Genomic DNA, 11,572 nt, shown 5'->3' with positions numbered 1-11,572 from the left:
CTAGCATAATGATTATTGTTTTCAACAACTGAGACGTGAAGCGCTTACCCGGCTCCACCCCGCAGGCGGTGGGCCTTCAGCGTCATGTGCAGCAGCAGCCGGTCCTCGCCGCTGTCGAGGTCCAGGCCGGTGAGCTGCTCCACCCGCGAGAGCCGGTAGTACAGGGTCTGCCGGTGGACGCCCAGCGCCGCGGCCGCGCGGCCGGCCTGCCCCGCGTGGTCGAGGAACACCTCGGCGGTGCGGGCCAGTTCGGTGTGCGCGCGGCCCAGCAGCGGCCGTACCGCCGGGTCCTCGGCGGCCCCCGCGGGGAGGGCGGTGAGCAGCCGGTACGGGCCGACGGACGCCCAGGGCGCGACCGGACCCAGGCGCGGCTCGGCCAGCGCCGCCCGCGCCGCCGACACGGCCTCCGCCCAGGCCGCGCCCAGCTCCGGCAGGCCGCGCCGCGGGGCGGCCACCCCGGCCGCGGCGCCCGGCCCGGCCGCGTCGCACAGCCGGGCGCCGGCCGTCAGCGCGGGGGAGAGGGCCTCGGCGGAGCGGAGGCGCACCAGGACGCCCAGGGCCCGGCCCCCCGCCACCCGGCCGTCCGACCCCCGGTCGCCCGGCCCCGGCGCGCCCGCGTCCGGCCACGGCACCGTGCACAGGGCGGCCGCGCCCGGGGCCGTACGGACCGAGGGGCTGTCGCCGCCCGGCCACGGGGCGACGCACACCAGGGCGTGCGGCCCGTCCGCGCCCGCGCCCAGCGCCGAGCGCAGCGCGGCCAGCGCCAGGTCGTACTGCCACTCCCGCTCCGCGGTCAGCGCGGCCCGCAGCTCCCGCGACAGGTCGGAGCCGGCCCGCTCCTCGTCGGCGAGCAGCGCCCCGATGCGGGCGGCCACCTCCATGGCCGCCGCGAGCCGCTCCGGGGCCGGGCCGGGCGAGGTGTCGAGCAGCCACACGTACCCGAGGACGACACCCCGGTGGCGCACGGGCAGGCAGAGGCGGTCCCGGTACACGCCCGCGTCCGGCGCGGCCGGGATCCGCACGGGGCCGGTCGCGCGGGCGATGCCGAACCCCTCGAACCAGGCCCGTACGGCGGGCGTGGACTTCCGGGTGAGGATCGACCGCGTGCGGACCGGGTCCATGGCGGAGGTGTCGTCGCTGTCGTGCGCGCCGAAGGCGATCAGTCCGAAATCCCGGTTCTCCAGCGTGGCCGGGGCGCCGAGGAGCGTCGAGATCTCGTCGACCAGTTCTTGGTAGTCGCCCTTCACCCGGACATTCTGCCACCGCTTCAGACAGATGTCTGAGATCCGCGGCGCGGATGCGTGACAGCTGTCGATGGCCTGCGTCCGGGGCGATCCTTAGGTTTCACGGTGGTTCTCCGTGCCGTTTCCGTTCCGTCGGTTTCCGGCCGTTCCGTCCTGTTGTCAATCCCTGTTCGTGGAGGTGCCCCGTGCTGGGTCCCGTGATCCTCGCCGCTTCGCGCAGCGACAAGATGCGCCGCATTGTGTCGGCGGCCCCGGTGACCAAGCCGGTCGTCGACCGGTTCATCCCCGGGGAGACGGTCGACCAGGTCATCCCCATCGTCACGGATCTCGCGGACAAGGGCCTCGAAGTCACCCTGGACGTGGTCGGCGAGGACATCACCACCCCCGAGCAGGCCACCGCCGCCCGCGACGCCTACCTGGAGCTCGTCCGGCGCCTGGAGCCGCTGGGCCTGGGCCCGAAGGCCGAGATGTCCGTCAAGCTGTCGATGTTCGGCCAAGCGCTGGAGGGCGGCCACGAGCTGGCCCTCGCCAACGTCCGCCCCGTCGTCGAGGCGGCCGCCGCGATCGGCACCACCGTCACGCTGGACGCCGAGGACCACACCACCCTCGACTCGATGTTCGCCATCCACGAGGAGCTGCGGAAGGACTTCCCGCAGACCGGCTGCGTCATCCAGGCCTACCTCTTCCGCACCGAGGAGGACGCCCGCCGCCTCGCCGCGAACGGCAGCCGCGTCCGCCTGGTGAAGGGGGCCTACAAGGAGCCCGCCTCCGTCGCGTACCAGGACAAGGCGGAGATCGACAAGGCGTACGTCCGCATCCTGAAGATCCTCATGGCGGGCGAGGGCTACCCCATGATCGGCTCGCACGACCCGCGGCTCATCGCCATCACGCAGGAGCTCGCGCGCTCCCACGGGCGCAAACTGGACGAGTACGAGTTCCAGATGCTGTACGGCATCCGCAGTGAGGAGCACCTCCGGCTGGCCGCCGAGGGCCACCGGATGCGGGTCTACACGGCGTACGGGACCGACTGGTACGGCTACTTCATGCGCCGTCTCGCCGAGAAGCCGGCCAACCTGCTGTTCTTCGTCCGCTCGATGATCACCAAGAACTGACCCGGAGCCCGTGGGGCCACGCCCCTGACACCCTCACCCAAGGAGTTACGAGACCCATGGACGCTGTGACCCAGGTTCCCGCCCCGGTCAACGAGCCGGTGCACGGCTACGCCCCCGGCTCCGCCGAGCGGACCCGCCTGGAGGCCAAGCTCAAGGAGCTGGCCGAGAACCCGATCGACCTGCCGATGACCATCGGCGGCGTCAAGCGCATGGGCGGCGGCGAGCGGGTGGACGTCGTCCAGCCGCACAACCACCGGGCCGTCATCGGCACCTTCGCCGCGGCCACCCGCCAGGACGCCCAGGACGCGGTCGACGCCGCCCTGGCCGCCGCCCCGGCCTGGCGCGCGATGGCCTTCGACGACCGTGCCGCGATCTTCCTGCGCGCCGCCGAGCTGCTGGCCGGCCCGTGGCGCGAGACGCTGGCCGCCTCCACGATGCTCGGCCAGTCGAAGACCGCCCAGCAGGCCGAGATCGACACGCCGTGCGAGCTCGTCGACTTCTGGCGCTTCAACGTCAAGTACGCCCGCGACCTGCTCGCCGAGCAGCCCCCGGCGAACGCGCCCGGCGTGTGGAACCGCCTGGACCACCGCCCGCTGGAGGGCTTCGTCTACGCGATCACGCCGTTCAACTTCACCGCGATCGCCGGCAACCTGCCGACCGCCCCCGCCCTCATGGGCAACGTCGTCGTGTGGAAGCCGTCCCCGACGCAGACCCACGCCGCCGTGCTGCTCATGGAGCTGCTGGAGGAGGCCGGCCTGCCCAAGGGCGTCATCAACCTGGTGACCGGCGACGGCATCGCCGTCTCCGAGGTGGCCCTGGAGCACCCGATGCTCGCCGGCATCCACTTCACCGGCTCGACGCGCACCTTCCGGTACCTGTGGAAGACCGTCGGCAACAACATCGAGAAGTACCGCTCCTACCCGCGGATCGTCGGCGAGACCGGCGGCAAGGACTTCGTCGTCGCGCACCCGAGCGCCGACCCCGCCGTCCTGAAGACCGCGCTGACCCGCGGCGCCTTCGAGTTCCAGGGCCAGAAGTGCTCGGCCACCTCGCGCGCGTACATCCCCGCCTCGATCTGGAACTCCGGCTTCAAGGAGGAGTTCGCGGCCGAGGTCGACGGCATCAGGATGGGTGACGTCACCGACCTGACGAACTTCGTCGGCGCCGTCATCGACGAGCGCGCGTTCGCCAAGAACAAGGCCGCGATCGACCGCGCCAAGGCCGACCCGACCTGCACGATCGTCGCCGGCGGCACGTACGACGACTCGGTCGGCTACTTCGTCCGCCCGACCGTCATCGAGTGCACCGACCCGGAGAACGAGGTCTTCCGGGAGGAGTACTTCGGCCCGATCCTCGCCGTGCACGTGTACGAGGACGACCGGTACGACGCCATGCTCGACCAGATGGAGTCGGTCTCCGCCTACGCGCTGACCGGTTCGGTCATCGCCAAGGACCGCGCCGCCGCCGCGTACACGATGGAGAAGCTGCGGTACGCCGCGGGCAACTTCTACATCAACGACAAGTCGACCGGTGCCGTCGTCGGCCAGCAGCCCTTCGGCGGCGGCCGCGCCTCCGGCACCAACGACAAGGCCGGCGCCCCGCAGAACCTGATGCGCTGGACCCTGACCCGCGCGATCAAGGAGACGCTGGTCCCGCCGACCGAGTACGGCTACCCGCACATGGGCTGACCCGAGCCCCGGCCCGCACGGGCCGCCCCCGACACCGCCCCCCTCCGGCCCCCACGCCGGGCGGGGGCGGTCTCCATGTCCGCCGCCCGGCCGCGGGATGGCGGGTCCGCACCCTTGCGGCAATGAAAGGTTCATGTCAAATTCCTTCCTCGGTAGTCCCCACCCGCCACCGACGAAGGAGCCCCCGGCATGAGACGCACCACCCGTGCGCGCACCGGACTGTCCGCCCTGCTCGTCGCCGCCTCCCTCGGCCTCGGCGCCACCCCGGCCGGAGCCTCGGACGCCCCCCTCGCCCCCGCCCCCGCCCCCGCCCCCGACGCGGCCGCCCTGCACGCCCTCGACGCCGCCGTCGAGCGCGCTCTCGGCGACGACAGCGCCGGCACCTACGTCGACGCCGAGACCGGCGAACTCGTCGTCACCGTCACCACCGAGGCCGCCGCCGCGAAGGTCCGCGCCGCCGGCGCCACCCCCCGGCACGTCCGGCGCGACGCCGCCCGCCTGGACGCCGCCGTGGCCGCCCTGGAGGCCCGGGCCAAGATCGCCGGCACCTCCTGGGGCCTGGACCCGCGCACCAACCAGATCGCGGTCGAGGCCGACTCGTCGGTCTCCGCCCGCGACATGGCCCGGCTCCACAAGGTCGCCGCCTCCCTGGACGGCGCCGTGCGCGTCACCCGCGTCCCCGGCGTCTTCACGCGCGAGGTGGCCGGCGGCGACGCCATCTACGGCGGCGGCTCGCGCTGCTCGGCCGCCTTCAACGTCACCAAGAACGGCGTCCGGTACTTCCTGACCGCCGGCCACTGCACCAACATCTCCTCGACCTGGGCCGCCACCTCCGGCGGCGCCTCCGTCGGCGTCCGCGAGGGCACCAGCTTCCCGACCAACGACTACGGGCTCGTGCGCTACACCGACACGGCGAACACCCCCGGCAGCGTCACCCTCCACAACGGGAGCTTCCAGGACATCGCCTCCGCCGCCGACGCGGTCGTCGGCCAGTCCCTCAAGAAGAGCGGCTCCACCACCAAGGTCACCAGCGGCACCGTCACCGCCGTGAACGTCACGGTCAACTACAGCGACGGCCCCGTCTACGGCATGGTCCGCACCACCGCCTGCTCCGCCGGCGGCGACAGCGGCGGCGCCCACTTCGCCGGCTCCGTCGCCCTCGGCATCCACTCCGGCAGCTCCGGCTGCACGGGGACCAACGGCTCGGCCATCCACCAGCCGGTGCGCGAGGCCCTCGCCGCCTATGGCGTGAACGTGTACTGAGCCGCCCCGCCGCGGCGGGAGTGGTGCCACAGTGGGCGGTATGAGTGATCGTCTCCGTACCGCCCACACCTACGAGTTGAAGCCGGCCGTGCTCACCGCGATCCGCGCCGCGCTCGAGGACGCCTTCGACGGCGACCTGAGCGAGGAGGACTGGGAGCACGGCCTCGGCGGCGTCCACGCCTACGTCGAGGACGCCGACGGACGGATCGTCGCGCACGGCAGCGTCGTCATGCGCCGCGTCGTGCACGCCGGGCGCGCCCACCGCGTCGGGTACGTCGAGGCCGTGGGCGTACGGGCGGAGCGCCGCCGGCAGGGGCTGGGCGCCCGGGTGATGACGGCGCTGGAGGAGGTCGTCGACGGCGCGTACGACTTCGGCGCCCTGTCCGCGTCCGACGAGGGTGCCCTGCTCTACCGCTCGCGCGGCTGGCACCTGTGGAACGGCCGCGTCGAGGGGTACGGCCCGCAGGGCGTGGCCCACCTGGCGGACGAGGAGGACTGCACGTTCCTGCGCCCCGCCGCCGGGCGGCCGCTGCCCGCGCCGGAGGCCGGGCCCCTGCAGTTCGACTGGCGCGACGGCGACGTGCTGTGACCCCGCCGCGGCGGGCCCCGGCGGGCGGGCCGTCTCAGATAGTAGGAAGTCCGAGTAATCGTGGAGACAGTGGCGGCGCGCTCGCTTAGCTTGGTAGGAGCCGAACGTCTCGCTCCATCAGCGAACGGCGGTCGAGAGCGCGGTGCCCCCGGCAGGCCACCCCTGCGGCAGCGCTCCCCGCCCCTTCCGGCGCCTCCCCCGCATCCGCCCTGTCGAGGAGTCCCGCCATGAACGCCGCCACCGCCTCCCCCCGTGTCCGCCGTGCCCGCCAGGCGGGCAGCCGGCCCACCGAGACCGAGCGCAAGAACGCCGCCGCCGCCCTCCAGCGCGCCCTGGACCGCCGCGACAACGGCGGCTCCACCGGCCACTGACCCTCCCGCCCGGACGGCCGCGCACCGCGGTGCCGCCGCCGTCCGGCACACCGCCCGTCCGAATGGTGGACGGCGTGTGTCAGGCAATGGGACGAGGAGTAGGGTGCGGCCATGGCTCGCAGCATCAATCTCGCAGTGATCCCCGGTGACGGCATCGGCCGGGAGGTCGTGTCCCAGGGGCTCAAGGTCCTGTCCGCGGTCCTCCCGCAGGACGTGAAGCTGGAGACCCGGGAGTACGACCTCGGCGCCCAGCGCTGGCACCGCACGGGGGAGACCCTCCCCGAGGCGGAGCTGGAGTCCCTCAAGGGCCACGACGCCATCCTCCTCGGCGCGATCGGCGACCCGTCCGTGCCGGCCGGCGTGCTGGAGCGGGGCCTGCTGCTGAAGCTGCGCTTCGCCTTCGACCACTACGTGAACCTGCGCCCCTCGAAGCTCTTCCCGCACACCGCGACCCCGCTGGCGGGCAGCCCCGAGATCGACTTCGTCGTCGTGCGCGAGGGCACCGAGGGCCCGTACACGGGCAACGGCGGCAGCCTGCGCACCGGCACGCCCGCCGAGGTCGCCACGGAGGTCAGCGTCAACACGGCGTACGGCGTCGAGCGCGTCGTGCGCGACGCGTACGAGCGGGCCAAGGCCCGCCCCCGCAGGAAGCTGACGCTCGTCCACAAGAACAACGTCCTCGTCCACGCCGGCCACCTGTGGAAGAACACCTTCGACCGGGTCGGCGAGGAGTACCCCGAGGTCACCACCGACTACCTGCACGTCGACGCCGCGACGATCTTCTTCGTCACGCAACCCGAGCGCTTCGACGTCATCGTCACCGACAACCTCTTCGGTGACATCCTCACCGACCTCGCCGCCGCCGTGACCGGCGGCATCGGCCTGGCCGCGTCCGGCAACGTCAACCCGACGGGCGCGTTCCCGTCGATGTTCGAGCCCGTCCACGGCTCCGCGCCCGACATCGCGGGCCAGGGCAAGGCCGACCCCACCGCGACGGTCCTCTCCGTCGCGCTCCTGCTGCGCCACCTCGGCTACGAGACCGAGGCCGACCGCGTCGAGGAGGCGGTCGCCGCCGACCTCACCGAGCGGGCCGGCGCCGCCGCGCGCACCACGGACGAGATCGGCGACGCGCTCGCGGTACGCGTGGCGAACTGACCCGTCGACTGGACCACCAGACACAGCCGCCGGGTCGCAGCAGCGCCCGGCGGCTTCTCCTGTGCGGCCGCCGGGTGCACCATCGAACCCCGGACCGCGCCGCACCCGTTTCCCCGCCATGCCCCTCCGAGCGATAATCGGACGCGGGGCCGCGGCATGCGGTATTGCTCGGACGTCCTAACAGCAGCAGCGTCAGCGGCTGGAGCGGCGGCGTGAGCGCGGTCCGACCCACACACACCGGTGAAGGACACAGCACTCATGACGACGCCCACGACGATCGAGCTCAAGCCCTCCTCGAACCCGCTGTCCGCCGTTCAGCGCGAGGCGATCCTGGCCAACCCCGGCTTCGGCCGCCACTTCACCGACCACATGGTGACCATCAAGTGGACGGAGGGCCGGGGCTGGCACGACGCGCAGCTCACGCCGTACGCCCCGCTGTCCATCGACCCCGCCAACATGACCCTGCACTACGCGCAGGAGATCTTCGAGGGGCTGAAGGCGTACCGCCGCCCCGACGGCTCGATCTCGCTGTTCCGCCCCGAGGCCAACGCCGAGCGCTTCCAGATCTCCGCCCGCCGCCTGGCCATGCCCGAGCTGCCCGTCGAGACCTTCGTCGCCGCGTGCGACGCGCTGGTCCGGCAGGACGCGGAGTGGGTCCCGCCGCACGGCGGCGAGGAGTCCCTGTACCTGCGCCCCTTCATGATCGCCGCGGAGGTCGGGCTGGGCGTCCGCCCGGCCAACGAGTACCTGTTCATCGTCATCGCGTCGCCCGCCGGCGCGTACTTCCCCGGCGGCGTCAAGCCGGTCTCCGTCTGGCTGTCGGACAACTACGTCCGCGCCGTCCCCGGCGGCATGGGCTTCGCCAAGACCGGCGGCAACTACGCCGCGTCCCTGCTGGCCCAGGCCGAAGCCGCGGAGAAGGGCTGCGACCAGGTCGTCTGGCTCGACGCGCTGGAGCACCGGTGGGTCGAGGAGATGGGCGGCATGAACCTGTACTTCGTGTACGGGAACAAGATCGTCACCCCGGAGCTGACCGGCTCCCTCCTGGCGGGCATCACCCGCGCCTCCCTGCTCCAGGTCGCCCGCGACCTCGGCTACGAGCCGGAGGAGGGCCGCATCTCCACCGACCAGTGGCGCCGCGACACGGAGAACGGCACCCTCACGGAGGTCTTCGCCTGCGGCACGGCCGCGGTGATCACCCCGGTCGGCGCGGTCAAGTCCGCCGGCGGCGAGTGGACGCAGGGCGACGGGCAGCCGGGCGAGGTCACCCTGAGGCTCCGCAGGGCCCTGCTGGACATCCAGACGGGCGCGGCGGAGGACACCCACGGCTGGACCCACCGGGTCGTCTGAGCCGGCCCACCCCGGCGGCCGCCCCGCCGCGGCCCGCGTCCCCCTCGTACGGGAGCGCGGGCCGCGGCGGGGCGGCTCCGCGTTTCACGGGCGGGACGGGGGAGCCCGTGAAACGCGGCGCCCCGGCTCCCTGCCCCGCGCCCCGGCCCCCGCCTCGCGCCCCCGCCCCCCGGTCGGGCCCCACCCGACTTGGGACTCACCCGACTTGGGACCCACTCGCCTTGGGACTCACCCCCGCGTTCCGCGCCGAGTCGTCGCATCGGTTTAGAGTGTCGCTCCATGTGAGGTGTGAGATACCTCAGGGCAGTGGTTCCCTTTCCGGGGAACCACCTTTAGAGTAATGCTCTAAATTCCGTCGTACACGCCAGGAGGAGCGAGGGACGTGCGCCTGACCCCCACGGAACGCGACCGGCTGCTGCTCTTCGGGGCCGCCGAACTCGCCCGGGCCCGCCGCGCCCGCGGACTGCGGCTCAACGTCCCCGAAGCCACGGCCCTCGTCGCCGACACCGTCTGCGAGGCCGCCCGCGACGGCCTGCGCCTCGCGGAGGCCGTCGCGGCCGCCCGCGCAGTCCTCGGCCCGGACGACGTGCTGCCGGGCGTCGCCGACGTGGTCACCGAGGTCCACGTGGAGGCGGTCTTCGACGACGGCTCCCGCCTGGCCGTCGTCACCGACCCGATCGGCGGCCCCTCCGCGGGCCCCGACGCCCCCGGCGCGCTGCTGCCGGGCCCCGGCTACGACGAGCCCGCCGCGCGGACGACGCTGACCGTGCGGAACACCGCGGCCGTGCCGGTCAGCGTGACCTCGCACTTCCACTTCTTCGAGGCCAACCCCCGCCTGGACTTCGACCGCGCGGCGGCGTACGGGATGCGGCTGTGCGTCCCGGCGGGCTCCTCCGTGCGCTTCGACCCGGGCGGCGAGGCCGAGGTGGGGCTCGTCCCCATCGGCGGCGACCGCATCGCGATCGGGTTCGCCGGCCTGGTCGACGGGCCGCTGGACGCCCCCGGCGCGAAGGAGGAGGCCCTGCGCAGGGCGGCCGCCTGCGGCTACCTCGGCGCCGAACCCGCACCGGGGCGCCGGACCGGCACCGGAGCGGAGGAGACCGCCTGATGGACCCCTACGAGTACGCCTCCGTGCACGGCCCCCGCGCCGGCGACCGCGTCCGCCTGGGCGACTCCGGGCTGACCGTACGGGTCGAGTCCGACGCCCAGAGGCCCGGCGACGAGTTCCTGGCCGGCTTCGGCAAGACCGCCCGCGACGGACTGCACCTGAAGGCCGCCGCCGTCCGCGACACCTGCGACCTCGTCATCAGCAACGTCCTGGTCATCGACGCCGTGCAGGGCATCCGCAAGGTGTCGATCGGCATCCGCGAGGGCCGCGTCCACGCCATCGGCCGGGCGGGCAACCCCGACACCCTCGACGGGGTCGACGTCGTCGTCGGCACCGGCACGTCCATCGTCTCCGGCGAGGGCCTGATCGCCACGGCCGGCGCCGTCGACACCCACGTCCACCTGCTGTCGCCCCGCATCATGGAGGCGTCGCTGGCGTCCGGGGTGACCACGATCATCGGCCAGGAGTTCGGCCCGGTCTGGGGCGTCGGCGTCAACTCGCCGTGGGCGCTGCGCCACGCCTTCAACGCCTTCGACGCCTGGCCCGTCAACATCGGCTTCCTCGCCCGCGGTTCGTCGTCCGACGCCGCCCCGCTGGTGGAGGCCCTGGCGGAGGGCGGCGCCTCCGGTTTCAAGGTCCACGAGGACATGGGCGCCCACACCCGCGCCCTCGACACCGCCCTGCGGGTCGCCGAGGAGCACGACGTGCAGGTCGCCCTGCACAGCGACGGCCTCAACGAGTGCCTGTCCGTGGAGGACACCCTCGCCGTCCTGGAGGGCCGGACGATCCACGCCTTCCACATCGAGGGCTGCGGCGGCGGCCACGTCCCCAACGTCCTGAAGATGGCGGGCGTCCCCCACGTCATCGGCTCCTCCACCAACCCCACCCTGCCCTTCGGGCGCGACGCGGTCGCCGAGCACTACGGGATGATCGTCTCCGTCCACGATCTGAAGACCGACCTGCCCGGCGACGCGGCCATGGCCCGCGACCGCATCAGGGCCGGGACGATGGGCGCGGAGGACGTCCTGCACGACCTCGGCGCGATCGGCATCACGTCGTCGGACGCGCAGGGCATGGGAAGGGCCGGCGAGACCGTGCGCCGGACCTTCGCCATGGCCGGCAAGATGAAGGCCGAGCTGGGGCCGCTCGACGGTGACGGGGACGGCGACGACAACGCCCGCGTCCTGCGGTACATCGCCAAGCTCACCATCAACCCGGCCATCGCCCACGGCCTCGCCCACGAGGTCGGTTCGATCGAGACCGGCAAGCTCGCCGACATCGTCCTGTGGCGGCCCGAGTTCTTCGGCGCGAAGCCGCAGCTCGTCCTGAAGGCCGGCTTCCCCGCGTACGGGGTCGTGGGCGACCCCAACGCCGCCACCGACACATGCGAACCGCTCGTGCTGGGACCGCAGTTCGGCGCGCACGGCGCGACGGCGGCGGACCTCTCCGTGGCGTTCGTCTCCGGCGCGGCGGCCCAGCTCGGCGCCGACCTGATGCCCACCCGCCGCCGGCGCGTCGCCGTGCGCGGCACCCGCGGGATCGGCCCCGGCGACCTGCGGTTCAACTCCCGCATCGGGGAGGTGGCCGTGGACGCCCGTACGGGCCTGGTCACGCTGGACGGGGACCCGGTCCGCTCGGAGCCCGCCGACTCCGTGTCCCTCAACCGCCTCTACTTCCTCTGAGGACCACCCC

10 protein-coding genes are annotated in these 11,572 nt (G+C 73.3%); 9 read left to right on the top strand and 1 reads right to left on the bottom strand.

Annotated elements, in window-relative coordinates:
* Positions 1 to 44: 44 nt before the first annotated feature.
* On the bottom strand, positions 45 to 1,247 hold the full coding sequence (locus IE106_RS28120; RefSeq protein WP_189538051.1) for a PucR family transcriptional regulator: 1,203 nt from the start codon (positions 1,245 to 1,247) through the stop codon (positions 45 to 47).
* 182 nt (positions 1,248 to 1,429) lie between these two features.
* Between IE106_RS28120 and IE106_RS28115 the strand changes: the two genes are divergently transcribed.
* The 9 genes from IE106_RS28115 (at position 1,430) to IE106_RS28075 (ending at position 11,562) form a co-directional block, all read left to right on the top strand.
* Positions 1,430 to 2,356, top strand: coding sequence for a proline dehydrogenase family protein (locus IE106_RS28115; protein WP_189538050.1), 927 nt, complete (start codon positions 1,430 to 1,432; stop codon positions 2,354 to 2,356).
* A 56-nt stretch (positions 2,357 to 2,412) separates the two neighbouring features.
* Entirely contained in the window at positions 2,413 to 4,044 is a 1,632-nt protein-coding gene (pruA, locus tag IE106_RS28110) for an L-glutamate gamma-semialdehyde dehydrogenase (RefSeq protein ID WP_189538049.1), read from the top strand.
* A gap of 189 nt (positions 4,045 to 4,233) precedes the next feature.
* A complete protein-coding gene (locus IE106_RS28105) occupies positions 4,234 to 5,307 on the top strand; it encodes a S1 family peptidase (RefSeq protein WP_189538048.1) in 1,074 nt (357 codons plus the stop codon).
* 40 nt (positions 5,308 to 5,347) lie between these two features.
* The gene (locus tag IE106_RS28100; protein WP_189538047.1) at positions 5,348 to 5,896 is read left to right on the top strand and encodes a GNAT family N-acetyltransferase; all 549 of its coding nucleotides are present in this window, start codon (positions 5,348 to 5,350) and stop codon (positions 5,894 to 5,896) included.
* A 227-nt stretch (positions 5,897 to 6,123) separates the two neighbouring features.
* On the top strand, positions 6,124 to 6,267 hold the full coding sequence (locus tag IE106_RS28095) for a hypothetical protein (RefSeq protein WP_189538046.1): 144 nt from the start codon (positions 6,124 to 6,126) through the stop codon (positions 6,265 to 6,267).
* 111 nt (positions 6,268 to 6,378) lie between these two features.
* Positions 6,379 to 7,422, top strand: coding sequence for a 3-isopropylmalate dehydrogenase (locus IE106_RS28090; protein WP_189538045.1), 1,044 nt, complete (start codon positions 6,379 to 6,381; stop codon positions 7,420 to 7,422).
* Between the two features lie 258 nt (positions 7,423 to 7,680).
* On the top strand, positions 7,681 to 8,772 hold the full coding sequence (locus tag IE106_RS28085; protein WP_189538044.1) for a branched-chain amino acid aminotransferase: 1,092 nt from the start codon (positions 7,681 to 7,683) through the stop codon (positions 8,770 to 8,772).
* Between the two features lie 382 nt (positions 8,773 to 9,154).
* Positions 9,155 to 9,880 carry an urease subunit gamma gene (gene ureA, locus IE106_RS28080; protein WP_189538043.1) on the top strand — a complete coding sequence of 242 codons (726 nt, stop codon included), beginning with the start codon at positions 9,155 to 9,157 and terminating at the stop codon, positions 9,878 to 9,880.
* Positions 9,880 to 11,562, top strand: a complete 1,683-nt coding sequence (locus IE106_RS28075; RefSeq protein WP_189538042.1) for an urease subunit alpha — start codon at positions 9,880 to 9,882, stop codon at positions 11,560 to 11,562. Before ureA ends, IE106_RS28075 begins: the two co-directional genes overlap by 1 nt.
* The last annotated feature ends 10 nt before the right edge of the window (positions 11,563 to 11,572 follow it).

Origin of the sequence: Streptomyces roseolilacinus, assembly GCF_014649335.1 — a bacterium.
Classification (GTDB): Bacteria; Actinomycetota; Actinomycetes; order Streptomycetales; family Streptomycetaceae; genus Streptomyces; species Streptomyces roseolilacinus.
Note: the sequence above shows the minus strand (reverse complement) of the source record. Positions and strands in the feature narration are given on the sequence as shown.